The following is a 23,726-nucleotide window of genomic DNA, read 5'->3' on the forward strand; positions in this document are numbered from 1 at the left end:
CGCCGTGAAAGCCGTTCAAAGACCAGGTGTGCAGTACGAGGTCCAGGCCTTTGAAAAGATGACGAGATCCCGTCATCGTAGTCCGGCTCCCCGGGAAACCAGCCGCGACATCAGGCTCCCGATCGGCGTCGCATCGGTCCCATCGGACATCCCCCGCATGGCGACCGCGCGGCTCGTGTCCTTGAGGCCGTGGAGCGTCCGCCCAAGGTTCAATTCGCCCTTGTCAGCTTTGCTGCTCATTCCGCGAAGATACGCGCCGGGCCGCTGAACCTCGCCGCGCCGGTATTTCTGGATGGTGGCGATGACGGAGGCAGCAGCACCTCGCTGGCCCATGATGCGACAGGCTTCCTTGAACGCGTGATTGCTGATCCCCGACTGGCCCGCAAGCCGCTCCGCGGTGGCGACCACCTCGCCCCACGATCCATCGCGGTAGGGCAGACCGGAACAGAGCTCCGGCGCGATCGACATCATGAATTCCGGGTCGACACCGTGTTTCTCCAGATCGTCGTCGACTGCAGTTTGAGGTTGAGAGGGGAGCGCGTCCCCATTCTCACTACTTCTATTCGCCAAGCCACTACGGGTATCTGCTTTAGCAGATTGGAGTTGATTTGTAGTTGTAGAGTGGATGTCCTCAGGTCCATCCCAGCATGAACAATCATCCTGATCGCTAACCATATTGGGGACGGCAATCTTGGCCGAAACAGCCTCGGCAAGACGACGCGCACGCTCTTCGATCTGCTCCACACAGGCCGTCAGAAGGCCGGCATCGCGGACGCAGCGCATCTGGTCGGTGGCCATCAACGCCAACGCGAGATCGTCACCCGCATTCAAATCGTAAAGGTCGGCGTCGAATGCCGTTTGGGCCAGAGCCCTGATATTCCTGCGGGCAGCGGCAAGGCGCTTGCGGAGCACTGTCAGTGCCGCGTCCTCTGCGGCTCCCTTGGCCGCGCGGGCAGCAAATTCTTGAAGCCTGGTCCCGATCGGAGCGAGCACGATGCCGTAGCCCCACGTGATGAAGCCGTCGGCCCCGCGGCGTCCACCACGATGACCGTTCGGACTATCCCGAAAGCTGATCAGACCGAAGGCCTGTGCCTGATTCAAGAGCTTTTGAACCTGTCGGACGGTTACGCCCAGCTTTTGCGCGAGCAGGTCGTTCGACGGCCAAACGACGGGGATTTGTCCACCCTGCCAGTCCTGCGGCTTCGTCCAGGCAAACAGGAGATCGATGACGGAGACCACGCGCAGGGGGACGCCCATATAAGGAGCCGCCCTTTTGAGCGCGGCAAGCGCGTTGGAAGGTGCCATTCCGGTCTCGAGCCCGCAAAACTCATCGACAAGCTTCGTCGCCTTGGCGGCATGCTCGTCAAACCGGCGTAGTCCCCGACCGGGGCTTTGGGCAGCAGCCATTGTTCGTTCTCCCTGGGAGGGGAGCCCGTGCAGACACAGCGACACCGTGGCGCCACGGTCGACGCTTTGGGGTAGCAATATGAAAGGGAGCCAGCTAAGTGAGGGTTCTCACATCCGCCCTAGCAGGCGTCCCGAAAAGCCCGGCCTCGTGCCGGGTTTTTCATGTCCGAACAGCGTCCCCCTTGATCGTTGTGGCGCCCGCCCGGGTGGACGGCGGCGGTCAGCGTCGAGCCGATCCACAACGTTGATTGTTAAGCATCGCTGGCGGGTCGGTCGTGCGCGATGAATCGTGCTATCGGTAACGGAACGGGCAATAATCACGTGCTATCGGTAACGAAGCGTCGATCTTCGCTCGTGCTATCGATAACGCCGTGCCGCTGAGACACGTGCTATCGGTAACGCCGTCGCGTTCTCGCTCGTGCTTTCGGTAACGGCGTGAGAATCGTGCGATTCGGCTGTCTTACGTGACATGTAGCGCAGAAGGAGAGCATCCTCCTCTGCGCCGCGCCGGATAGGCGTGGCGAGGCAATGGCAGTTAAGTTAGCGAGGCATTGCAGGTTCGGGCTCGAAATTGGCTGACGCCGTCTGTCCAAGCGGTAGATCGAACGAGACCTTTTCAGTCGTTCGATATGTCACTGATGACCAAAAGAACGGAGTCTAGTGTGAGCCGTAGAAAATCGTCAGCCCGATCTCCGATCCTGTATTCGGGACTCCGCGATTTGAAGATCGAGCCACTGCTCCGAAGCAGCAAGAAGGGGAGCGAGCGTGCCGACAATCAGGCGGCGTCCGTCCTCGGGATCCGTTTGTCTGACTATGTATCCAAGCGCCTCGAGATGCTCGATGTGGCGCAAAGCGGTGGTCGTCGAGCCTCCGCTAAGCTTACAAAGCTGGGACACAGCGATGCGGCGCCGCTCGCACGTGGCCACGTAAAGCTCCAGGATCATGTCCCAGCTCGGATCATAGAAGCGGACCCCGTTGAAGTGGGTCGCCCGCCGACGCCGGCCGACCAACACCGCCCTAGCCTCGGCAAGCCTGCGCTCGGACAGGTCTCTCGCGTCTGGCGGCATAGACAGCAAAGTGTCCTCGATCGCCTTGCGCGGCAGCCGCACGACGACGTCGATCAGGTCGTCTCCCTCAGATACTGCACCCATAATCGTCTTGATCCGTTTCGGATGTGGGGCTCGGCGTTCGTCGGCAAGCGGAAGGTGCCGAGTGCAAGCGCGCCGAGCGCGAGGTAGGCGTAGATCCCAAGCCCGGTATGGTAGGCAAAGAGCGGCACGCGTGGCAGCAGGGCGCCGAAGATGCTCATGAAGAGATCGGCTACCGCAAAGCCTGCCGCCCAGATCGGCCAGAAGCGGATGGTCGATATGCCCAGCCAGAAGAAGCTTCCCGCGACGACTACATCGATTGATAAGATCGCTACATCAGCGGGAGCGAGATGGGCGGGATCGAAGGTGCGAAAGGCCCATGTCGCTCCGACAGCCAGCAGATTGATAGCTGCCCCCGCGCGCTCGGGCATTCCACCCCGAGCTATCGCGTAGGTACACACGATTGCGCAGGCTCCGTTGAATAACAGTGCGAGGGCTAGTCCAACGGCCATTTTTCCTCCGGCTGCGGGGCTCAAGGATCGACGAGTGCATCTTCCCCTAGGGTTCCCATAGCCGGCTTTGGCGTCGGCTCCCCCCAACTGGTTTCAGTCAGACCAAGCTGGCGGCCAACTTTCTCGGCAGCCAAGTGGGCCCGCATAGCCATATGGTCTTGGCCCTCGACCAGCGAAGCGAGCGCTGCGACAACTGCCTTGACCGTACGCTGTGTCATTGCAGGGGAAAGTCGGTGAACTTCAGTCGCATCCAGCGTCGTGAGAAGAAACTGCGCAGTGTCGCGCGTGGCAAGGTTGATCGATCGCTCCGCTTTGCGCAACTCATCGGCGATGATCCGGCTCGTGTTCGAAAGTGCTTGCATTACGCCTCCTTGGACGTCGGGCGCCCATTACTGTGTTTTTAGCCCGAGCAGGAGAAGCAGCGTTACGATCGCCATGCCTGCCGCAGTCAGGCCCAAGGGGGTCACGATCGAGATGATCGCAGTCCAGAAGGCAACCTGCTTCCAGGTGAGCATATTCGCTGCCGCCCCAGCGGTCGGCAACGGGAGGGGAAGCGGGAAAGTTGATGGCGCGGAAGGTAGGTCGTTTGCAGGGGGTAAAGGCTCTACCCCTCCGTCGTACTCCGCCAGGAGCCGCGCGGCATCGAAACGGGTCGGCACACCGAGGATATTATTGGCCTTTAACAGCTGCTTATCGACCGCCCGGTGGCTGCTACCCGTGGCCGCCGCGATCTCCTTCGAGTTGCGGTTCTGAAGCACAAGACGGAGATAAGACCGTTGCCGATCGGTCAGGCGGGCAATGCGATCAGGTGCGCTTACACCGGGCGTCGAGGTTGGGGGCGTCTGTTCGGCAGGACGTCTATCCGGTTCGTTGGTCAGCATGCTCTCGAAAATACTCACGATGCGGAATGATTCGGCTCCAGATCAGCGATAACTCCTGACGGGCTCTGTCGATCAAATTGACATCGCGAATGGGTTCAGTCGGCGCGCGAACGCGGCGAACGGCTCCTGTTCGAGCGCCCACGACGCCTCGCCGAGTTCTCACTTTAAAGCAGGCCGAACCCATGCGCCCCTTGGCGATCAGCAGCGGCCGCCAGTCAGCATGATTGATAGCCCTAGTGAACGGACGGAAAATTGCCGAGAGTTGCGGCTGTGTCGTTCAAGCGTGAGGCCCAGAAGGAAAGGATCTGTCCCTCGGCAGGGCGATCTTCGGCTGTATGCGCGGCAAATTCGGACAGGGTGCGGGCGAGTTCGGCGCCTGTAATCACGCGTTCGCGTTCCAGTATCGTGGCAAGAAGTGCCAGCCAGTCACCATGTGCCTGCACCAGCGCTTCGACCTGAAGCATTCCCGAACCATTTCCGGAGAAACCCTTTGAAGGGCTTTGACGCCGGCGGAACCTCATAAGCAAACTTTTGATCAAGGACATGGCGCGCGTTCCATCAACCGCCCGTAGCCGGGACGGTTGAACACGCGGGAACACTGGTAACCACGCCCCACGTATTCCCCGCACCGACAAGCGGTAGCAAGGTCTTGTATTTCGCGGGCCGCCCGACGGAAATCGGGGACCCAGCATTCGACCGCACATGCGGGCCAAGGATGGTGTTCAAGCCATGCCCAAGCCCGACCGCTATGGCACAAGGCTCAGGCGAAAACACGCTGTCATTGCAAATCCAAGCAGACCCCAGCATCCTGGAAGTAGGCGTCGCGCTCGTTGCCGGATCGATCTGCCGCATGGCGGGCGGCGCGGGAGCTCGCCCGGACGATCGTCGTGTCGATCGCCTCCGTGGGGGAGGTCATCAACAACGATCGGCATTGCTAGCGCGCTGCGCGTCCACAGGTGTGCCACGTGGCACACCTCAAGCGAGGATCCTCACCCGCGAGGGCAGAGACGCTGGCACGGTGGCTTGGTCGGCGCATATGCGCCGATGGAGCCGTGCCCGGTAGGGTCGCGCCCGATCATCGGCAAAAGAGTATGTATCTCACAAGCCGGCAGCGGCGACGGCTACCGCGAAGATCCGGATACTTGGGGGGATCGGCTGAGTTCGGGAAGGTGCGATGGTCGCCGCGTACCGATGAAAACGATCGCACCGCCCAGGATCAACGCGCGCGGATCGCTGTAACCTCCGCCACGGAACCGCGCATCCTCATGGCAAAGTCGACCCGCTGTCCGACTTTCACGGTCTTTAGCATTGCCGGTGGGATTGCCGTGAACGCCATCGTCATCGCAGGCCAGCCCAACGCCGCGATCGGTCCATGCTGGATCGTGACCTTGGCGGCTTTGGGATCGATCGCGGTCACTACGCCACTGCCGCGACCGACCTTGACAGCCCCCTTCATCGGCATGCCGTGCATGGAAGCACTCGACTGGGCCGATGCCGTAGTCGTCGTCAGGCCCGCAAGGATGGCGAGTGCCAACAGGGTGTTCTTCATAGCGTATTCCTTTGCAGCGGTGGGACTGGGGTCGAAGGGTGAGGGGAACGCCGGGAGCGCCGCAGCAGCAGGAACGCTGCCGGCAGTACCAGCATCGAGAGCAACGGTGCGGTGAGCATGCCTCCGATCATAGGAGCCGCGATCCGGCTCATCACTTCGGAGCCGGTGCCTGTACCGATCAGGATCGGAAACAGGCCAGCCAGGATCACCGCGACCGTCATAGCCTTGGGCCGGACACGAAGGAGGGCGCCTTCGCGCACGGCAGCCTCGACCTCGGCATCGTCCGGCACCGGGCCTCGGGCATCCAGCGCATGCTTGAGGTAGATCAGCATCACCACGCCGAACTCCGCTGAGACACCGGCGAGCGCAATGAACCCGACACCGGTCGCGACCGATTGGTTGTAACCGAGCAGATAGAGCAGCCATAGACCGCCGGTGAGCGCGAACGGAAGCGTGCCCATCACCAGTGCGGCTTCATCGAGCCGGCGAAAGGTCGCGTAGAGCAGCAGGAAGATGATGACCAAGGTCGCCGGAACGACGATCTTCAATCGCTCGACCGCGCGCTGTAGATACTCGAACTGGCCGGTATAGGTGACACTGACGCCGGGCGGCAGTTTCACCTTGGCGGCGATCGCGTTCTGCAGATCACGAACGATGGTGGTGAGCGGCGCGCCGCGCCCGTCGATGTAGATCCACGTCACCGGTCGGCCGTTCTCGCTGCGTAGCATCGGCGGGCCGTCGGTGATGCGAACGGCGGCGACGGTGCCGAGCGTGATCTGCTGCCGTGCCGGCGTCAGCACGGCTAAGTTTCTCAAGCCATCGATGCTGTCGCGCAACTCACGCGGGTAGCGCACACTGATTGGATAACGCGCGAGTCCCTCGACGGTCTGGCCGATCGTCTCTCCGCCGATCGCGCTCGACACGATCGACTGCGCATCGGCGACGTTGAGACCATAGCGTGCCGCAGCGGCCCGGTTGATATCGACATCGATATACCGCCCGCCGGTGAGCCGTTCGGCCAGCGCAGACCCCACCCCGGGCACGGTCTTCGCGACCTGTTCGATCTCGCGCGCCGCCGCGTCGATCTCGGCGAGGTTCGCCCCTGCCACCTTGATCCCGATCGGGCTCTTGATGCCGGTCGACAGCATCTCGATCCGATTGCGGATCGGCGGAATCCAGAAATTGGCGAGGCCCGGCACCTTCACCGCCTTGTCGAGCTGATCGATCAATTTGTCCTGCGTCATGCCCGCGCGCCACTGATCCTTGGGCTTGAAGCGGATCGTGGTCTCGAACATTTCGAGCGGGGCAGGGTCGGTCGCGGTATCGGCGCGACCGGCCTTGCCGAACACGCTTGCCACTTCGGGTACGGTCTTGATGAGCCGGTCGGTGAGCTGGAGAAGCTGGCCGGCCTTGGCGGTCGAGATCCCGGGCAGCGCGGACGGCATGTAGAGCAGGTCGCCCTCGTTCATCTGCGGGATGAACTCGCCGCCAAGCTGACTGATCGGCCAGAGGCTGGTCGCAAACACGAGGCCGGCAATGACCAGCGCCTGCTTCGGCCGCGCCAATACCCAATCGAGCGCGGGACGATAGATGCGGGTGAGGACGCGATTGATCGGGTTGGCATTCTCGGATGGGATGCGACCGCGGATCAGCAACCCCATCAGCACCGGGATCAGCGTGATCGACAGGATCGCCGCACCTGCCATCGCATAGGTCTTGGTGAAGGCGAGGGGCGCGAACAGCCGCCCCTCCTGACCCTGAAGCGAGAAGATCGGCACGAACGAGAAAGTGATAATGAGAAGGCTGAGGAACAGCGCCGGGCCGACCTCGACCGCTGCCGCGGTGATCACGCGCCAGCGCTCGGCACCCGCCAATGTCTCATCGGGATGATCGTGCGCCCAATGCTCGAGATGTTTGTGCGCGTTTTCGATCATGACGACGGCCGCATCGACCATCGCACCGATGGCGATGGCAATGCCGCCCAGCGAGAGGATATTGGCGTTCAGTCCCTGCACGCGCATCGCGATAAAGGCGATGAGGATACCGAGCGGCAGAGTGAGAATGGCGACCAGCGCCGATCGAACGTGCCAGAGGAACAGCGCGCAGACGAGCGCAACGACGATGAACTCCTCGATCAGCTTGGCGGTCAGATTATCGACCGCGCGATCGATCAGGCCCGAGCGGTCATAGGTGGTGACGACCTCCACGCCGGGCGGCAGGCTCTTCTTCAATTCCTCGAGCCGGGTGCGTACCCCGTCGATCACCTCGCGCGCGTTCTTGCCCTGGCGCATCACGATGACACCGCCTGCAACCTCGCCCTCGCCGTTGAGCTCGGCCAACCCGCGACGCATCTCGGGACCGATCTGAATTGTGGCGACGTCGCCGAGTGTCACGGGCACGCCGCCAACCGTCTTGAGCGGCACGCTGCGGAAATCGTCGAGCGTCTTCAGATAGCCGGTCGCACGGACGATATATTCCGCCTCGGCCATCTCGAGGACCGATCCGCCGCTCTCCTGGTTGCCGCGCTTCAGCGCCTCGGTCACCGCCTCGTGAGTGATGCCGTAAGCGGCCAGCTTCTGCGGATCGAGGACGACCTGATACTGCTTCACCATGCCGCCGATGCTCGCGACCTCGGCGACCCCCGGCACGGTCTTCAATTCGTAGCGCAGGAACCAGTCCTGGATGCTGCGGAGTTGCGCGAGGTCGTGACGCCCGGTCCGGTCAACCAGCGCATATTCATAGACCCAGCCCACCCCGGTAGCATCCGGGCCGAGCGATGCCTTTGCGCCCTCGGGCAGGCGGCTTTGCACCTGGCTCAGATATTCGAGTACCCGGCTGCGCGCCCAATAGAGATCGGTCGCATCGTCGAACAGCACATAGACGAAGCTGTCGCCGACGAACGAATAGCCGCGCACCACGCGCGCGCCCGGCACGGACAGCATCGTCGTCGCGAGCGGATACGTGACCTGGTTCTCGACGATCTGCGGGGCCTGGCCCGGATAGGTGGTGCGGATGATGACCTGGACGTCGGACAGGTCGGGCAGCGCATCGACTGCTGTCGAGCGCAGAGCGCCCACTCCGACGACGATCAGCGCGAGGGCTGCGAGCAGGACGAGGACACGCGCCTTGACGGACGCCTCGATGATCCGCGCGATCACTTCGTGTCGCCCGTGATTCGCCGCGCGGCGATGCCGGTCAGACTCGCCTCGCTGTCGAGCAGGAACTGGCCCGACGCGACGACCTTCTCGCCTGGTGCCAGTCCGGCGAGGATTTCGGTCCTGCCACCTGCCTCACGGCCCGTCTTGACCTCTGCTGGCCGATAGCGGCCCTTATCCTCGGCGAGCATGACCAGCGTCCGCATGCCGGTGCGGATCACGGCTTCGCTCGGCACAAGCAGCGCGGTGTCGGACGTGCCGCCCAGATGGACGGTCGCGAACATGCCGGGGCGAAGACGACCGCCTGGGTTGCGCAGCTCGATCCGTACCGTGAGCGTGCGGCTGTCGGCCTGCGTCGTCGGCAAGATGGCGATGATCCGCCCGGTAAAATGCTCGGCAGGGAAGGCCGCCAATTCGGCAGTCGCGGTCTGTCCCACCTTGACCGCATTGGCCCGTACCTCGGGTACTGCGGCATTAAGCCAGACCGTGGAGAGCCCGTTGACCTGTGCCAGCGCCTGCCCGACGGCGAGCGTTACACCTTGCCGCGCGTCAAGCGTCTGGATGACGCCGGCGATCGGACTGCGCACGGTGGTCATGCCGCGCCCGCGCGGCGTGCCACCCGGAATACCGAGAAGGCGCAGGCGCTGGGCCGCGGCCGCGGTGAGCGCCCTGTCGCCGGTCCGCCGCACGGCCTCATACTCCGCCTGTGCACCGCCCCATTCGGGCACCAAGATGTCGGCGATCGGCGCACCGCGCGCGATCACGTCGCCCGGCGCCCGATTATATACCCGCTGGACGAACCCGGCTGCGCGCGACTGGATGATCGCCACGTCGCGCTGGTTGAAGTCGATCGTGCCGGTCGCATCCAGTGCGCCGGCCAGCATCCCGGTAGTCGCCGTGGCGATACGGATGCCGAGACTTTGCATTGCGGACGGATCAATCGAGATGCCGGGCTTGGAAGTCGTTCCCGTGGCACTCGCATCCGGATATTTGGGGATCGTCTTCATCCCCATCGACGAGAGCGAGTCCGGATTGTCGTAATGCTCCTGCGGCACCATCGGGTCGTAATAATAGAGTGGCTTGGGTTTAGCCGAGGAGGCCGGATCGGCGGTCGCCGATGTCACCGGAGCTGTCGTAGCCGGGCTGGTCAGCCGCGCCGCCACGAACCCGATCCCGCCGCTGGCCAGGATCGCGAGAACAACGGCGCGTGACGCGGGCGTGCGGGGGACGAGATTGCGCGGGCTCATCGTGGATCGCTCCGATAGGTGAGAGTGAGACGTGCGCCATCGATCGCGACCAATGCCTCGCGGTCGAGCGTTTCGAGGGCCGCATTGGCAAGCGCACTATGTGCGTCGACGACATCGAGCAGTCCGGCACGTCCGCCAGCATAGCTCGCGGTCTCGAGATCGACGCGCTCGCGCGCTAGCGGCTCGAGCGTCTCCTTCGATCGCATCCACTGCGCATGGTGCATCACATGATCGGCAAGGCCCGCATCGAGACCTGCCGCGAGTTGGCGGGCGGTATCTTCCTGTTCGGCGCGCCGTTTCGCCGCGTCCGCGGCGCGTGCGGCGATCAACGGGTCCTGTCGGTGCGATTTGAACAGCGGCAAGCCGATGGTGACGCCCGCCGAGACATAATCGCCAAAGCGCGGGTCGCGGCGCTGGTAGCTGACGTCGACCCCGAAATCGGGGCGGCGATCGGCCTGCGCCAACCGGACGTCGGCATCGGCCTGCCCGACACGGGCGGCAATCGCTGCCAGCATGGGGTTGCGGTCAAGCGCACTGCGCAATTGCGCGGGGTTCACCATGAAGTCTGGCACCGGGCCGGCGACCGCCGGGGTCGGATCTCCGGTCCAGCGGATCAGATCTGAGCGCGCGCGCGCGACCGCGGACACCAGCTCGTCGCGGCGATCATCGAGGGCTGCGAGACCCTGGCGTCCCGCAAGCGTCTGCGCCGGGCGAGCGTTACCGACCGATACCGCACTGGGGGATGTCCGTACCAGACGCTCCAGCCTACCGCGCACGGCGTCGAGTGCTACGAGACGGCGCTCGGCATAAGCCAGTGTGATCCAAGCGATTGCAGTTTCGACCTCAACGGTGCGGGCTTCAGCTACCGCCTCTGCATCGGCAGTCGCGATATCAGTATCGGCGCGCGCCTGTTGCGCGTGCCGCTTGGCCGCGTTCGGAATGTCCTGTGACAGTCCGACCCGCGCCCACGTGAAATTGTCGCGATTGGGCTCGAACGCGAGCGGCCCCGAGACCGGGAAGCTGTCGACCCCGAGCGCGAGCTTCGGATCGGGGAGGGCGCCTGCAGCCCCACGTGAAGCACGCGCGCTATCAGCACCGAGGGTACGAGCGCGTAGTGACGGCGCATGGCCCTTCGCTGCGGCGAGCGCCGCATCGAAGGTGAGCGGTCCAGCCGTCGCTGTGGTGGTGGTAAGCGCAGCGATCAGCGCAGCGCTCAGTATCGTGTATCTGGACATGGTTTCCCCGCTGGCAGACGAGAGTGTAGAACCGACCGGCAGGGCTTCGACCTGCCGGTCGGTTCCTCATCGCTTGCTCAAGAGCTATGTGAGACGCAGCAAGCCATGTTGCCGGACTTGGCCGCCATCAGTGGGCGGCCGGTGTCAGCAGCGGTCATCTCCACCGCCGCTGGAACCCAGACGCGATGCGACACGGCAAGCGGCGCGCGAGGGCCAGGAGCCTGGACACTAGGCCGCCATTCGTAATGACCATCGTCGGCGCGCGGAGACGCGGATGCGGAAGTGGCCGCAAGCGTGGCAAGAATACCGACGAGAGCGCCGGAAAATCCGATTTTCATGATGTTCGATCCTTGATCTGAGCAGTGGCCGCCAGCACGCAATCGCCTCGAAAGGGGCCTGCGGCAGACGGAATCCGGGTGTCAGATCAGGAAGCTGGGTGGATCGGGCTCGGGACCGTAGGTGCGGCCTTCAAGGCGCGCGGTCAGCGTCCACGCTGGTGTAAGAAGGTCAAGCTGCCGCGCTGAAAGCGTGATGCCGACAGGTTGAAGAATGGGCGCAATCGCGCATCCCATCACAGCAATGCACTGAAGGGTCATCTTCTTGCACGGCATAGAGCCGTGCATCTGCCCGGACATCATGCTGTTGCCGCAATCCATCGTCGCCATAGCCGTCATCGGCATGGTGACGCCCTGGGCGGGGCTCATAGCCATCGCCGTCGATTGCCCAAATAGACCGAGAACGGCCATGAACAGCAGGAAAGGGCGCAGAAGGCGTGTCACGTCATGGAAGACTTAGGGCAAAGGGTTTCCGAGTCAATTAAACGTACTTCGGTGACTAATCACCGACGGGTTACACCGTCGCGCCACGGTCGCTGCGAGGATCGCAGCGTAATGCGCAAGGCCGCAGCACGACCGCGGATCGCATCCATCGTCCGTCCCATCTCGCGGGCGATCTGCGCGATGGTCTGCTTGGCCGTCACACGCCGGCGTAGCTCGGCGTCGGCCTCGTCCGTCCAGCGTGCGCCATGCTGATCAGTCAGCCCAAAATCTCCTCGATCAGGAGCAACCCCAGAAAGCCGATGAAGAACATGGCGCTGATGAGCGGGGTGTCGGGCTTCTCATGCGCTTCGACCAACAGCTCCTCGGTCACGAGGTAGAGCAAAGCCATCAGCCCGAAACTGAGAAATCCGGCGATGACGACGGGCGGAAGGAGCGCCACGGGCGTCGCCAGCGTCGCGCCGATCGGGAGCAGCAGGGCGATCCCCACCGTGGTCGCCACGATGCGGGCCTTCGATCGGATCGTCTCGCCAAGCTCGGTCGTCACGGTTAACCCGAGGAACAGCACCTCGAGGGTCAAAGCAATGGTGAGCAATATGCCCGCCTTGCCACCAGCGACGAACGCCAGTCCCAGCACCAGCCCGTCGATCAGGATGTCGACACCGACCGCGCCGAGCATCGCGATAGGCCCCTTGGCCCGACCCTCGATGGCTTTCAGCGAAAGCATGACGATGATGCCGATCGCCCCCCCGATGAAGGTCGCGATGGGCGAGCCTTCGTGCATCACCTGCGGAAGGATCTCGACTGCGGCTGCGGCGAACACCACACCTGCTGCCAGATGTTGCATCGCGCTTACGACGGCTTCGCTCGGTCGTCGGGTGACGGCGACTAGCGAACCGAGCAGCACGGCCGTGACCGGAATCAGGGTGAAGAGTAGTGCCTGCATGTCGCGAGCCTCAAACGGTCTTGTCGGATTCGAGCGCGCATGGCGTTCCAGGGTCGGTCTCGATCTGGATCGTCGCGTGGTCGATCCCGAATTTCTCCTTCAGGGCTGCCGCGACGCCGGCCGTGTAGGCGTCGCCGGGGTAGCCGCCCGGGACGAGCAGATGCACGGTCAGTGCCGTCTCGGTCGTGCTCATCGGCCAGACGTGGAGGTCGTGGATCTCCTGCACGCCCTGGCGTCCGCGCAGGAACGTGCCGATTTCCTCCGGGTCGAGGCCGGGGGGTGCGGCCTGAAGGCTCATGTTCACGGAATCGCGGAGCAGCCCCCACGTCCCGATCGCGATTACCGCAACGATGACGAGGCTCGTCACCGGGTCGATCCAGGTGAGCCCGGTCTTTACGATGATGAAGCCTGCCACCACGACGCCGGCCGACACTGCGGCGTCGGCCGCCATGTGGAGGAACGCGCCCTTAATATTGAGGTCGCCCTTGCGGCCGGACATGAACAGCAGCGCGGTCGCCGTGTTGACGACGATACCGATCGCCGCGACGATCATCACCGTGCCGCCCGCAACCGGAGCCGGCTCGGAAAAGCGACGGATCGCCTCCACCGCGATCACGACGATCGCGACGAGCAGCAGCAGTGCATTCAGGAATGCGGCCAGAATCGACGAGCTGCGGAAGCCATAGGTGTATTTGCCGCTCGGGCGGCGCTTGCCCAGCGTCGCTGCCCCCCAAGCGATGAGCAGGCCCAGCACGTCGCTCAGATTATGGCCGGCATCGGCCAGCAGCGCCATCGATCCCGAAGCGATGCCGTAACCGGCCTCGATGATGACGAAGCCGAGATTGAGAGCGGTGCCGATCGCGAACGCCTTGCCGAAACTCTTGGGAGCGTGGCTGTGCCCATGCCCCCCGTGACCGTGATCGTGACCACCCGGTTCGCTATGGTCATGGGCGTCTCCGCCCGCTGCATGATCGTGCATGATCTGTCTTTCAGTGTGCCGCAGCGGGCAGGGGAGGGAGTTCGAGATGGCCGTCCGACGACGCAGGCAGCGTGCGCGCGCCGAAGCGGGCGTAGAGCGTCGGCAGCACGAACAGCGTCAGCAGCGTGGCGGAGATCAGCCCGCCGATGACGACGGTCGCGAGGGGCTTCTGCACCTCGGCACCGGCACCGTGCCCCAGCGCCATCGGTACGAACCCGAGCGACGCGACGAGTGCGGTCATGGCAACCGGCCTGAGCCTGGCGAGCGCCCCTTGGTGCGCCGCCACAGCGCGATCCACGCCGTCGCGCATCAGGTCGTGGATGGAGGACACCATCACCAACCCGTTGAGCACCGCGATGCCCGACAGCGCGATGAAGCCTACGGCCGCGGAAATGGAGAATGGCATCCCCCGCAGCACCAGCGCCAGCACTCCGCCTACCAAGGCCAGGGGCACGCCCGTGAACACGATCAGCGCGTCCCGAACGGAGCCTAGCGCCCCGTAAAGCAGCAGCATGATGACGGCGAAGCAGATCGGCACGACGATCGCGAGCCGGTCGCGTGCAGACGCCAGATTTTCGAACTGGCCGCCCCATTCGAGATAAGTGCCCGGAGGTAGCTTCACCTGGCTGTCGATCGCGGCGCGCGCATCGGCGACGACACCTGCCACATCGCGGTCGCGGACGTTCGCCTGCACCACGACGCGCCGCTTTCCGTTCTCCCGGCTGATCTGGTTGGGACCGTCGACGACGGCGATATCCGCGACCGTCGACAACGGCACGAAACCGCCGCCTGCGGTCGGCACGGGCACCTGGGCGACCGCGGTCAGATCGGATCGTGCGCTTTCCGCCATGCGGATCACGACGGGGAAGCGGCGATCGCCTTCGAAGATGACGCCGGCTTGGCGTCCCCCGATCGCGGCGGCAACCGTGTCCTGCACGTCGCCGGCCGTCACCCCGACCCGCGACATGGCGGTGCGGTTGGGACGGATGTCGAGCATCGGCAGACCTTCGGTCTGCTCGACCCGGACGTCTGCGGCGCCGCGCGTCGTACGCAGGATGCCGGCGATGCGATTTGCGGTCGCGTTCATCTCGCCGAAGTCGTCGCCGAACACCTTGATCGCGATATCGCCGCGCACACCGGCGATCAGCTCGTTGAAGCGCATCTGGATGGGCTGGGTGATCTCGTAGGCATTGCCCGGCAGGGTGGAGAGACGCTTTTCCAATTGCTCGACCAGCGCCTCCTTTGACAGACCGGGGTCAGGCCATTCCCCTTTGGGTTTCAGGATGACGAACGTGTCGGTCGCGTTCGCCGGCATCGGATCGGACGCGATCTCGGACGTGCCGGTGCGCGAAAAAGCGAACCGGACTTGCGGCGCCTTGGCGAGGGCCTTTTCGACCTGGAATTGCATGGCCTGGCTCTGGTCGACTGACGTGCCCGGGATGCGGACAGCCTGCACGAGGATATTGCCTTCATCGAGCTGGGGCAGGAACTCCTGGCCCAGGGTGGTGAAGGCGACACCGGCAAGCGCGAGCGCGCCGACCGCAACGCCAATGGTGAGGCTCGGCCGGCGCATGGCCGCGCCGAGTCCCGGTTCGTAGCGTCGCCGCAGGAACGCGACGATGCGGCTTTCCTTCTCCTCGACCCGCTTGCTGAGCCAGATGGCGATGGCTGCGGGCACGAAGGTCAGCGAAAGGATGAAGGCGAAGACGAGCGCGATGATGACGGTGAGTGCCATCGGCTCGAACATCTTGCCCTCGACCCCGGAGAAGGTGAGGAGCGGCGCATAGACGAGGATGATAATCGCTTGCCCGTAAACGGATGGGCGGATCATCTCGCGGGCAGAGGCAGCGACCAACCCGAGCCGCTGTTCCATCGTCAGCTCGCCGTCGCGGCCGTGCTGCGCCTCGGCGAGACGGCGGAGCGCATTCTCCACGATGATAACGGCGCCGTCGACGATCAGGCCGAAGTCGAGCGCGCCGAGGCTCATCAGATTGGCGGAGACACCGGCTTTCAGCATCCCGATGCTGGTGAGCAGCATCGTGATCGGGATGACAAATGCAGCGATCAGCGCCGCCCGGAAATTGCCGAGCAGCGCGAACAGGACGACGATGACCAGCACCGCGCCTTCGGCGAGGTTGCGGGCTACCGTGGCGATGGTGGAGTTTACCAGCTCGGTCCGATTCATGACTGGCTTCACCACCACGTCGACCGGCAAGGAACGGCCGATCTGGGTCAGCCGCTCGGCGACGCCCGTCGATACGGTGCGGCTATTTTCTCCGATCCGCATCACCGCCGTCCCGACCACGACTTCGTGGCCGTTCTCGGACGCGGACCCCATGCGGAGCGCCTGGCCGGTACGAACAATTGCGATCTGGTTGAGCAGGATCGGCACGCCCTCGCGCGTGGCAATGACGGTGCGGGCGAGTTCGTCGGCGTTGCGCACACGCCCGTCCGAGCGAACGGCAAGCCCTTCACCGTTGCGGTTGACGACGCCCGCGCCGGCGCTGGTGTTGTTGCGCTCCAGCGCCGTTGACAGATCCTGCAGCGTGAGGCGCATCGCCGCCATCCGCTGGACGTCGGGAACGACGAGATACTCCTTGGTGTAGCCGCCAAGGGAGTCGACGCCGGCCAAGCCCGCCGTACTTTTAAGCTGCGGCGTGACGATCCAGTCCTGTACGGTACGCAGGTACGTCGCCTTGTCGGCATCGCTGACGAGGTGATCGCCCTCCGGCGTGATGTAGCTGCTATCGCGTTGCAGACCGGGTTCGCCGTTACGGTGACGAGTCTGATCCAGCTCGCGATATTCGACCGTCCACATGAAGATATCGCCGAGACCGGTCGCGATAGGCCCCATCTCGGGATTCACCCCCTGCGGAAGGCTTTCCTGGGCGGAGCGCAGGCGCTCGGCGACCTGCGCCCGTGCAAAGTAGATATCGGTCTTTTCTGAGAAAACCGCCGTGACCTGGGCGAAGCCGTTGCGGCTGAGCGACCGGGTATAGTCGAGTCCGGGGATGCCTGCGAGCGACGTCTCGACGGTGAACGCGACCTGCTTTTCGATCTGATCCGGGGAAAGGGCAGGGGCAACGATATTAATCTGCACCTGGTTGTTGGTGATGTCGGGCACGGCATCGATCGGAAGCTGGCGCAGCGCGCCAATCCCGATCAGTGCAGCGGCGACGGTGAAAAGCAGGACCAGCCATCGCTTTTCGACGGACAGGGTGACGATGCGACCGATCATGGCTCAGTCCTCGTCCTTGGCTGCACTTTTGCCGAGTTCAGCCTTGAGCGTGAAGCTGTTGGTGGAGGCGATCCGCTCGGAGCCGGTGAGGCCCGATGTCACCACGACCTGACCACCGTTGGTCCGGCCCAATGTCACGGGCAGCGCGCGGAACCCTGTCGGGGTCCGGACGAAAACAAACGATTTGTCCTCGATCATCTGCACTGCGGCCGAAGGCACGGCAACGGTGCGGTCTCCGGTGGCGGGCACGAGGATCGACACGTTGACCGTCTCGCCGACCCGCCAGATGCTGCCGGCGTTGTCGAGCGTTGCGATCACCGGCACCAGCCGGGTCGTCTCGTCCAGCACGGGCGAGACGAATGTCACCCGACCCTCCTGACGTCGACCGGGGGCCGTGACCTCGACGCGCGCACCGGGCTTCACCCGGCCGGCATCGTTCGGCACCAGCGACGTGGTGACGGTGACTTTCGAAAGATTGGCGACCCGGAACAGTTCGGCGTCGGCCGCGACCGTCTGCCCGAGCGTGGCGGACCGTGCGATGACCTGACCGCCGATCGGCGAGCGCACCGCGATGCGGTTGAGCGCGCCGCCCCCGCTACCGGTCGCCGATAGCTGCTGCTGCGCCAGGCGCAGCGCGATACCGGCTTCGGTCGCCGCGGTCCGCGCGGCGACGAGATCCTGCTCCGGCGATACACGTTCGGCGAACAGGCGCTGTTCGCGGCGCAGGTTGGACCCGGCGAGGGCGGCACGTGCGCGCGCCGCCTCGACTTCGGCCTTGAGCGATGCCGCTTCCCGGCTCTCGATAATCGCGAGCGGATCGCCGCGACTGACGGATTGGCCGAGATTGCGGGTGAGCGAGACAAGGCGCCCTCCGACCGAAGCCGACACGACCTGTACGCCCTGCGGATCGCCTTCGATCGTTGCGGACAGCTCGATCGCGCCGGCTTCGCCGCCTACGGTGGGGCGCGTTACTTCGATACCGGCATCCGCGATCTGCTGCGCGGATAAGGTCACGACATCCTTGGCCGCTTCCTTGGTCTCGCCAGCTTCGGTTTTCTCGGTCTTTTCAGCTCCGGCTTTTTCGCCGGCTTCGCCGCTACTGCCGCCACTACCGCAGCCCGCAAGGATGAGAGCCAGGGTCACAGGTGCAAGCGCCCGGATGATGATCTTCGTCATTGATTGGTTTCCTCGAACGAGGGCGCGGCGGCAACGAGCCTTTGGAGGCGGGCCTTCGCATCGTGGTAGGTGGCGAGCGCGTCGATCGCGGCGGTTCGCGTTTCGGACAGGGTCCGCTCGGCATCGAGAAGGTCGAGCTGGCCGAACTTGCCTTCGCGGTAGCCGATTCGGGCGATCCGCGCCGCCTCGGTTGCCGACGCGAGCGCAGGTCCGCTCGCGTTGCGGGCGGACGTAGCCGCATTCGCCACCTCAACTTGGGCGCGTGCGATATCCTGTGCCGTATCCAGCTCGGCTACACGACGAAGCGCCTGTGCCTGATCGCTCTGGGCGCGAGCCTGGGCAACGGCCGCCTTCCCGTTGTTGAAGACGGGGAAGGGGATCGACACCCCGAACACTGCCGCGACGTCGTTGGTCGCCTCGAGACGACGCGCACTGGCGCTGAGCGTGACGTCGGGGACGCGCTGCGAACGTGCGAGCCTCACTTGCGCCTCGGCTGTAGTCGCGTCCGCGCGCGCAGCGGCAAGCGCAAGCGTGCCGGCGGTCGCAATCGGCTGCGCCGGACCAAAACCCTCGACGCGATCGTACCATGCCATGTCGAGTGCGCCGGTGACGGGTTGTCCGATGCGGCGCGTCAGGTTGTCGCGGGCGACGTCTGCGAGACGCTGCGCACGCTCGACGGCGGTTTCGGCATTGATGCGCAGCACGTCGGCCCGCTGCTGTTCGAGGGGCGATGCCCGCCCCGCCTGCACGCGGACGCCGGCTGCGCGCAGCGCCTCACGGGCGATGCCCGCCTGTTGGCGTGCCGTGACAAGGCGACGGTCCGCTGCCGTCGCTTCAATGTAGAGTTGGGTGACGGCAAGGCGCAGGTCGGCTTCGGCCAAGGCAGAGCCGATCCGGGCGCGGCTACCGAGCGCGTCGGCCACTGCGATCCGTGCGGACCGCTTGCCCCCAAGCTCGATCGGGAACGCCAGGCCGGCCGTCGTCTCTGCGCTGCGCACCCCGCGATATTGTCCGCTGCCCGCGACGTTCTCGGTTTCCGCAACGATCGAGGGGTTGGGGCGGTAGCCCGCAACAGTGCGACCAGCCTCTGCTGCCCGGACCCCGGCCGTCGCTGCGTCGAGCGTGGGCGCGGTAGCGCCGGCGAGCGCCAGCGCCTGGTCGAGCGTAAGGGTTGGACCGGTCGATATCGGCTCGGACGATTGCGCCTGCGCAATCGACGCGCATGATGCCACGGCCAATAGGGCCGCGATTAGACGCTGCATGGGTAAGGATCTCCTGACGAACACTGGAATCCGCGCGGGTTTGCCGGGCGGAGCTTAGACGTCGGTCAGGCTTGGGGAGGTCGCAGCGCCGGGTCCGAAGGCGCCATCGCCATCGGTCCATTGTTCCAAACTGAGGGCATCACGCGCAGCCCCGTAGCGGATGCGACCGGATCAGGCGCCATCGGAACGCCGATATCATGGCCGTGGCATCCACCATGGTGATGGGGATAGCCCTTCTGGCTGTCGGCCGGCACCTGGTCGCCATCGCCATTGGCATGGCCGATCGACGTAGAGGCAGATACCTCCACGTCCGGCCCCTCGGCCGCGTGCGCGACCGATCCGAACCCGAGCGACAGCGCAAGCATCAGACAGAGGAAGAAGGCGGACAGGCGTTGCATTGGCCCGGCCCGTAGCAGCTTAGCGACTGCCATGTAATGATCCTCGGAAATCGACAGGCTCGGGGGTCGGGGAAGACCGCAACTCGGCACGGGCTTGCCGCATGATCTGCAAGCCGCCCGACAATCCCAACGACGCCATCAGCGCCGCGACAACAAGGTCGGGCCAGGCACTGTTCAGGCCGAACACGCCGCATGCGGCCAGGACGACGGCGATGTTGCCGATCGCGTCGTTGCGCGAGCAAATCCAGACCGATCGCATGTTCGCGTCACCGCTGCGGAAGCGGTAGAGCATCACTGCCACCACGAGGTTCGCGATCAAAGCGACGACGCCGACAATCCCCATCATCTCGCCATGTGGCACGGTTCCGTGAACCGCCGCCCATCCTGCCGCGACCAGCACGTAGAAACCGAGTACCGCGAGCGTCGCACCTTTCAGCATCGCCGCGCGGGCGCGCCAGGTGAGGGCCATACCTGCGACGCCCAGACTGATCGCATAGTTCGCCGTATCGCCGAAAAAGTCGAGGGCGTCGGCCTGGAGCGCCTTCGAGCCGCCTGTGATGCCGGCGACGATTTCAACTCCGAACATAGTGCCGTTGATCGCAAGCGCGATCCAAAGCGCACGCCGCCATTTAGGGTCGTTGAAGGTGCCCGTCTTGTCGGACGCGCAGCTCGTACAGGCCATGTTCGCCACCTCGATAGAATCGATCTGGCAGCCTATATGCACCCTCTAGTCGCTAGAGGGTCAAGTGCCATGTTCGAAAAACTGACGATTGGGAAGCTGGCCTGCGCAACCGGCACTAAGGTCGAGACGATCCGCTATTACGAGCAGATCGGTCTGCTACCGGCTCCCGCGCGATCGGCAGCGAACTACCGGACGTATGACACCGCGCATCTTCGTCGCCTGTCATTCATCCGACGCGCGCGGGATCTAGGATTCTCGATCGACCAAGTGCGGGAATTGATGGGGCTTGCCGATCGGCGCGACCAATCCTGCATGGCCGTCGACGTTATTGCCAACCAACACCGGGACGCCATTACGCGCAAGATCTCCGACCTGACGGCGCTCGCCGGCGAGCTCGATACGTTGATCGATTCCTGTAGCCGTAACACCGTCGCCGACTGCCGGATTATTGAGGCATTGGCGCCCAGTTCTTGAAGAGCCCCGGCGCTCTACCGGCTAAGTGCCGCGCATCGGCGCGGGGCCATAGGTGTGCCACGTGGCACACCTCACGGGAGGATCGTCACCCGGACGGGCCGAGATGCCGGCACGGTGGCTCGGTCGGTGCCCAGCACCGATAGAGCCTTGGCCCGGCAGGGCCGCGCCCGCGGGGCCCTTAGATCAGGCCCAGATCGCTTCTGCGTCCCAGCCGGCCAAGAACCCGCCTTGGATGGAACTTGCGAACGGCATTGCTGGGAACGGTTGCCAGTGCGCCTTCATGCGGGACGGCCAGGATGTCCCAGGATTGATCCGCCTGACGAAGTAGCTGGCCACGGCCGCGGCACCATAGACACGCGTGCGCCGCTCCAGGTCGCTACCAATATGCACGAGCTGCGGTGCCTCGAACGGCTTGGGCACCAACGGCTGATTGATGATGCCTGCGTTCCACAGACGGGCATGATGCGCGCTGATGTTGCGCACGAAGGCGAGCGTTTTGATCCAGCTTACCAGCGTGTTGGGAAGAAGGCCGTAGCGTTTGGCGATGGCGGCACGATCGTTGGGATGCGCCATCTCGAGCAACCAGGACAATGTGCCGAAATCCCATGCCTCGACCGCCATCCAGATCGGCACTGGCGGGCTGTAGGTGGCGTAGAACTCCTTGATCCAGTCGTCCTTCGAGCGAGCGATCGCGCCATCGGCCTTGGCAAGCCAATTTTGGTGGCGGGTGCCCCCTCCGGGCATCGCCTGGTTGGCACGATGGGCGTCGAGAAAGGCGGGCGAACGGTGCGCGCAAGGATCACGCTTGCCCATGGCGTGCGCGAGATCCACGCGCAGCGCGACCTCGATCCGTTCGATCGCGTCGAGGAACAGGAGGCGAAGCTGCTTGTCGAAGAGGTAGAGATCGACGGCATGGCGAAACTCGGCGCCCGCTTGGAACTGCTCGGTGCGGACGGTCAGCGTTGCATCATTGGGATCGGGAACAAGCTGCTGGAAGGGCTGCCAATAGGGCGTGAGACGCCCGTAACCGATGCGCTGGAGGTGGAGAACCGCCTTCGCCTGATCGGTCACGATCAAGCCGCGCTGCATGAGGAGCGCCAGCTGATCGGCGAAACTGAGATGGGGTTTGGTGTAGGGCGGAAGCATCCGGCCCAGATATGAAGAAGGCCGCCCCTTGATGCCAGCGGCAACAGAGGGGACGGCCATGTTGCATCCGATATATGCGTGGGCGCATGAGGATTCAATTAAAAGTTGAAAGCCGCTCGACCGCTGTGCGCGTCTGTAAGCGTTTGCCACGGCGCGTGCGATCCATGAGCGCGGGTCGATAGGCGGGCCTAGGCTATTACTCGGCCGTTCCAACAGCGCACCCTTTCGTACTGTCGCCCGCCCGGGAACGTGCGTTATCCTCCTTGCCAGGGCGTCTCAAAAGATTCTGCGTAGCGTTCTTTCTGGTTTTGCCGCCCTTCATCACCTGCGACGCGATCGGTTTGGTAAGATCGATACCCTTTTCCAATGTAAGGCGGCCTTTGATCGCACCGACCCCGCGTACAGTCTGAAAATTACCCGTCTTTGGGTCGCGAACCGCGGTGTTCGTCGAGGTAGGCTGTGCCTTTGCCATAGCTCGAATATACTTCGTCGTTTGCGCTGACGAAAGGTGTGTCCCGTAGCACACCTGCTCTATCGAAGCCCGATTTTAAGGGCACCGCGAGAGAGTTGCTCTTTTCCCTACAGCCTCTAGACACGCCATACCCGCGGCCGCTTATCGAGCGTGTCCGTTTCCCGAAAGGGTACTAGCAGACCGGGGCTGTCGTATGGGCGGCCCCGGGTTTCCCCCACGCTCGGTGGGCGACCTCCCACCACCGTGCAGGTCATCGGTCGTCGAAAGCACGAATCGGAATGCCCCGACGCGAGACGCACCTCTGTAGATGTCAGGCAAAACGATGCGAGTTCGTGCTTTCGACGACCGATCGTGATCGACCCGCATTGAGCAAGTGCGCTCCATGGCGGACTTATTTACCGGCGCGATCATTCGGGCCTTGGGACGTGTCCGGCAAAACGGTGCCGAATGGGAACTAACCGCAACCTCAGCGATCTGCGGACGATCGCGGGCAGGTTGGACGGAGGATGGAGTTGCAAAGCCGAAATTCGGTATCCGCCTAAAGAACCCTCGGGACTTCTGGCCCAGGCTGACTACATTTTGCGGGATAAAGCGAACAAACTTAGGTTCGGCTGCCCTGCTGGTAAAGCTGTAATATAAGGGTTGGCATCAATCTTGGTGGAACGCCCTCATCAAGCATCATTGCAAACATTTTATCGTCATCTGCCGTCGGTGCAAGTCCCTCGATCTCGAGGTTCGCGCGCGCTTCCGCCAGATCTTCACGCCAAAGGGCGATTTGATCCGGCGTGCCGCGTTCAAACGTCATCGAGCGGATCTGCCTTCGCATCTCTGTTAGATCGACATTTCCCATCGTGGATCCGCCTACGTACGTTTGAGGGTGTCCTTGAACCTATCCGACCGATGCAGATCGAAAAAGGAACGCGTGGGCGTTTGCAGCGCACCGTGTCGCAAAACTCATTCTGCGGGTTACCCTCCGAACGTCACATGCCACGTTTCATAATTAGCGATAACGCTGATTCCCGCTAATTACATGCTGGCGCAGATTCTGGTGATCGGTTAGCCCGTTTCGTGGATACGGGCGGTCTCATGCACCGGCCGGTTGG

General features: G+C 64.0%; 21 protein-coding genes. 1 reads left to right on the top strand and 20 read right to left on the bottom strand.

The genetic code is table 11. The features are described from left to right. Positions 1-72: 72 nt before the first annotated feature. The 18 genes from repC to L8F97_RS17040 form a co-directional block, all read right to left on the bottom strand. Positions 73-1,407 carry a plasmid replication protein RepC gene (repC, locus tag L8F97_RS16955; protein ID WP_242152875.1) on the bottom strand — a complete coding sequence of 445 codons (1,335 nt, stop codon included), beginning with the start codon at positions 1,405-1,407 and terminating at the stop codon, positions 73-75. A 680-nt stretch (positions 1,408-2,087) separates the two neighbouring features. Beyond that, positions 2,088-2,558 (bottom strand): MarR family transcriptional regulator, encoded by a 471-nt coding sequence (locus tag L8F97_RS16960; RefSeq protein ID WP_242152879.1) that lies wholly within the window; start codon positions 2,556-2,558, stop codon positions 2,088-2,090. After that, the gene (locus L8F97_RS16965; protein ID WP_242152882.1) at positions 2,528-2,926 is read right to left on the bottom strand and encodes a hypothetical protein; all 399 of its coding nucleotides are present in this window, start codon (positions 2,924-2,926) and stop codon (positions 2,528-2,530) included. Before L8F97_RS16965 ends, L8F97_RS16960 begins: the two co-directional genes overlap by 31 nt. 101 nt (positions 2,927-3,027) lie before the next feature. Next, the gene (locus tag L8F97_RS16970) at positions 3,028-3,369 is read right to left on the bottom strand and encodes a hypothetical protein (protein WP_242152884.1); all 342 of its coding nucleotides are present in this window, start codon (positions 3,367-3,369) and stop codon (positions 3,028-3,030) included. A gap of 27 nt (positions 3,370-3,396) precedes the next feature. Further along, the gene (locus tag L8F97_RS16975) at positions 3,397-3,888 is read right to left on the bottom strand and encodes an RNA polymerase subunit sigma-70 (protein ID WP_242152886.1); all 492 of its coding nucleotides are present in this window, start codon (positions 3,886-3,888) and stop codon (positions 3,397-3,399) included. A gap of 233 nt (positions 3,889-4,121) precedes the next feature. After that, the gene (locus L8F97_RS16980; RefSeq protein ID WP_242152889.1) at positions 4,122-4,433 is read right to left on the bottom strand and encodes a hypothetical protein; all 312 of its coding nucleotides are present in this window, start codon (positions 4,431-4,433) and stop codon (positions 4,122-4,124) included. Between the two features lie 671 nt (positions 4,434-5,104). Further along, complete coding sequence (locus L8F97_RS16985; protein ID WP_242152893.1) at positions 5,105-5,437, bottom strand: copper-binding protein; 333 nt, start codon at positions 5,435-5,437, stop codon at positions 5,105-5,107. Further along, complete coding sequence (locus L8F97_RS16990; protein ID WP_242152896.1) at positions 5,434-8,595, bottom strand: efflux RND transporter permease subunit; 3,162 nt, start codon at positions 8,593-8,595, stop codon at positions 5,434-5,436. Before L8F97_RS16990 ends, L8F97_RS16985 begins: the two co-directional genes overlap by 4 nt. After that, a complete protein-coding gene (locus tag L8F97_RS16995) occupies positions 8,592-9,839 on the bottom strand; it encodes an efflux RND transporter periplasmic adaptor subunit (protein ID WP_242152899.1) in 1,248 nt (415 codons plus the stop codon). The genes L8F97_RS16990 and L8F97_RS16995 overlap by 4 nt, the downstream gene beginning before the upstream one ends. Further along, the gene (locus tag L8F97_RS17000; RefSeq protein ID WP_242152902.1) at positions 9,836-11,074 is read right to left on the bottom strand and encodes a TolC family protein; all 1,239 of its coding nucleotides are present in this window, start codon (positions 11,072-11,074) and stop codon (positions 9,836-9,838) included. Before L8F97_RS17000 ends, L8F97_RS16995 begins: the two co-directional genes overlap by 4 nt. Positions 11,075-11,493: 419 nt before the next feature. After that, complete coding sequence (locus tag L8F97_RS17005; protein ID WP_242152905.1) at positions 11,494-11,853, bottom strand: hypothetical protein; 360 nt, start codon at positions 11,851-11,853, stop codon at positions 11,494-11,496. Between the two features lie 256 nt (positions 11,854-12,109). Next, complete coding sequence (locus L8F97_RS17010; protein ID WP_242152908.1) at positions 12,110-12,796, bottom strand: ZIP family metal transporter; 687 nt, start codon at positions 12,794-12,796, stop codon at positions 12,110-12,112. A 10-nt stretch (positions 12,797-12,806) separates the two neighbouring features. Then, positions 12,807-13,775, bottom strand: coding sequence for a cation diffusion facilitator family transporter (locus L8F97_RS17015; protein WP_242152911.1), 969 nt, complete (start codon positions 13,773-13,775; stop codon positions 12,807-12,809). Between the two features lie 10 nt (positions 13,776-13,785). After that, a complete protein-coding gene (locus L8F97_RS17020) occupies positions 13,786-17,013 on the bottom strand; it encodes an efflux RND transporter permease subunit (protein WP_242152914.1) in 3,228 nt (1,075 codons plus the stop codon). Positions 17,014-17,016: 3 nt separating this feature from the next. Continuing rightward, positions 17,017-18,189 carry an efflux RND transporter periplasmic adaptor subunit gene (locus tag L8F97_RS17025; RefSeq protein WP_242152919.1) on the bottom strand — a complete coding sequence of 391 codons (1,173 nt, stop codon included), beginning with the start codon at positions 18,187-18,189 and terminating at the stop codon, positions 17,017-17,019. Then, a complete protein-coding gene (locus L8F97_RS17030; RefSeq protein WP_242152922.1) occupies positions 18,186-19,451 on the bottom strand; it encodes a TolC family protein in 1,266 nt (421 codons plus the stop codon). The genes L8F97_RS17025 and L8F97_RS17030 overlap by 4 nt, the downstream gene beginning before the upstream one ends. 65 nt (positions 19,452-19,516) lie before the next feature. Further along, the gene (locus L8F97_RS17035; protein WP_242152923.1) at positions 19,517-19,882 is read right to left on the bottom strand and encodes a hypothetical protein; all 366 of its coding nucleotides are present in this window, start codon (positions 19,880-19,882) and stop codon (positions 19,517-19,519) included. Further along, entirely contained in the window at positions 19,869-20,531 is a 663-nt protein-coding gene (locus L8F97_RS17040) for a cation transporter (protein WP_242152926.1), read from the bottom strand. Before L8F97_RS17040 ends, L8F97_RS17035 begins: the two co-directional genes overlap by 14 nt. A gap of 69 nt (positions 20,532-20,600) precedes the next feature. On the opposite strand from L8F97_RS17040, the gene L8F97_RS17045 reads away from it, so the two are divergent. After that, positions 20,601-21,005 carry a MerR family transcriptional regulator gene (locus tag L8F97_RS17045; RefSeq protein ID WP_242152928.1) on the top strand — a complete coding sequence of 135 codons (405 nt, stop codon included), beginning with the start codon at positions 20,601-20,603 and terminating at the stop codon, positions 21,003-21,005. 183 nt (positions 21,006-21,188) lie between these two features. Here the strand turns inward: L8F97_RS17045 and L8F97_RS17050 are convergent, their stop codons facing one another. Together L8F97_RS17050 and L8F97_RS17055 are read right to left on the bottom strand one after the other, a co-directional pair. Beyond that, positions 21,189-22,211 carry an Abi family protein gene (locus tag L8F97_RS17050; RefSeq protein ID WP_242152931.1) on the bottom strand — a complete coding sequence of 341 codons (1,023 nt, stop codon included), beginning with the start codon at positions 22,209-22,211 and terminating at the stop codon, positions 21,189-21,191. A gap of 1,013 nt (positions 22,212-23,224) precedes the next feature. Beyond that, positions 23,225-23,473, bottom strand: a complete 249-nt coding sequence (locus L8F97_RS17055) for a hypothetical protein (protein ID WP_242152934.1) — start codon at positions 23,471-23,473, stop codon at positions 23,225-23,227. Between the last annotated feature and the right edge of the window lie 253 nt (positions 23,474-23,726).

Source organism: Sphingomonas sp. BAUL-RG-20F-R05-02, assembly GCF_022662305.1.
Classification (GTDB): domain Bacteria; phylum Pseudomonadota; class Alphaproteobacteria; order Sphingomonadales; family Sphingomonadaceae; genus Sphingomonas.

Bases quoted from the DNA above. Each gene is read 5' to 3' on its own strand.
- L8F97_RS16965 (WP_242152882.1), bottom strand. From the start codon at position 2,926: ATGCCCGAGCGCGCGGGGGCAGCTATCAATCTGCTGGCTGTCGGAGCG.
- L8F97_RS17030 (WP_242152922.1), bottom strand. From the start codon at position 19,451: ATGCAGCGTCTAATCGCGGCCCTATTGGCCGTGGCATCATGCGCGTCG.
- L8F97_RS16985 (WP_242152893.1), bottom strand. From the start codon at position 5,437: ATGAAGAACACCCTGTTGGCACTCGCCATCCTTGCGGGCCTGACGACG.
- L8F97_RS17025 (WP_242152919.1), bottom strand. From the start codon at position 18,189: ATGACGAAGATCATCATCCGGGCGCTTGCACCTGTGACCCTGGCTCTC.
- L8F97_RS17035 (WP_242152923.1), bottom strand. From the start codon at position 19,882: ATGGCAGTCGCTAAGCTGCTACGGGCCGGGCCAATGCAACGCCTGTCC.
- L8F97_RS16995 (WP_242152899.1), bottom strand. From the start codon at position 9,839: ATGAGCCCGCGCAATCTCGTCCCCCGCACGCCCGCGTCACGCGCCGTT.
- L8F97_RS17040 (WP_242152926.1), bottom strand. From the start codon at position 20,531: ATGGCCTGTACGAGCTGCGCGTCCGACAAGACGGGCACCTTCAACGAC.
- L8F97_RS17015 (WP_242152911.1), bottom strand. From the start codon at position 13,775: ATGCACGATCATGCAGCGGGCGGAGACGCCCATGACCATAGCGAACCG.
- L8F97_RS17055 (WP_242152934.1), bottom strand. From the start codon at position 23,473: ATGGGAAATGTCGATCTAACAGAGATGCGAAGGCAGATCCGCTCGATG.
- L8F97_RS17050 (WP_242152931.1), bottom strand. From the start codon at position 22,211: ATGGCCGTCCCCTCTGTTGCCGCTGGCATCAAGGGGCGGCCTTCTTCA.
- L8F97_RS16980 (WP_242152889.1), bottom strand. From the start codon at position 4,433: ATGTCCTTGATCAAAAGTTTGCTTATGAGGTTCCGCCGGCGTCAAAGC.
- L8F97_RS17000 (WP_242152902.1), bottom strand. From the start codon at position 11,074: ATGTCCAGATACACGATACTGAGCGCTGCGCTGATCGCTGCGCTTACC.
- L8F97_RS17045 (WP_242152928.1), top strand. From the start codon at position 20,601: ATGTTCGAAAAACTGACGATTGGGAAGCTGGCCTGCGCAACCGGCACT.
- L8F97_RS17020 (WP_242152914.1), bottom strand. From the start codon at position 17,013: ATGATCGGTCGCATCGTCACCCTGTCCGTCGAAAAGCGATGGCTGGTC.
- L8F97_RS16970 (WP_242152884.1), bottom strand. From the start codon at position 3,369: ATGCAAGCACTTTCGAACACGAGCCGGATCATCGCCGATGAGTTGCGC.
- L8F97_RS17010 (WP_242152908.1), bottom strand. From the start codon at position 12,796: ATGCAGGCACTACTCTTCACCCTGATTCCGGTCACGGCCGTGCTGCTC.
- L8F97_RS16975 (WP_242152886.1), bottom strand. From the start codon at position 3,888: ATGCTGACCAACGAACCGGATAGACGTCCTGCCGAACAGACGCCCCCA.
- repC (WP_242152875.1), bottom strand. From the start codon at position 1,407: ATGGCTGCTGCCCAAAGCCCCGGTCGGGGACTACGCCGGTTTGACGAG.
- L8F97_RS16960 (WP_242152879.1), bottom strand. From the start codon at position 2,558: ATGGGTGCAGTATCTGAGGGAGACGACCTGATCGACGTCGTCGTGCGG.